The 450-nt window shown below is 36.0% G+C and carries 1 pseudogene; it reads right to left on the bottom strand.

Features of this window, described 5'->3' with window-relative positions:
- Positions 1-39: 39 nt before the first annotated feature.
- A pseudogene (locus tag ACYVRA_RS08925) lies at positions 40-450 on the bottom strand (hypothetical protein); the annotation flags it as partial.

The raw sequence follows: 450 nt of genomic DNA, 5'->3' as shown, positions 1-450 counted from the left end.
CCCTGTGATCTCATGCACCAATTCTAGCGTTGAACCTTTTTAAAGCACATTTTTTGCGATTATTATTCTTTCTTCTTCGCGGACTACTCTAATTTCCACTTCAGGGTCATATTCACCATACAGCATATTCAATACCTCCGAACCATGTTTTCCTAAAAAATCCCTTAGAATATTATTCTTTATACAATATTTTATCGCAGATTTGAACGCTTTATCAAGTAATTTTTTCCTGTCATCTTTACTGGGATACTTCCGTTGATACTTTTTTTGATACTCCCGTATTTTGTCAATAAACAGGCTGTAGTTGTCAAGAGTTTTGCTTTTACTCAATATTCCTTGATTGCGCCCCTTGTTGATATTGTAAACTTGCACTCCCAATTCCAACGGCAAATCAATCTTTATTGTGTCAGTTTTTCCACAAGCGTCTGAAAGCCATAGCCTTTTGTGATC

It is taken from the genome of Treponema sp. R8-4-B8, from assembly GCF_054786175.1.
This window is presented reverse-complemented; position numbering and strand designations above follow the sequence as displayed.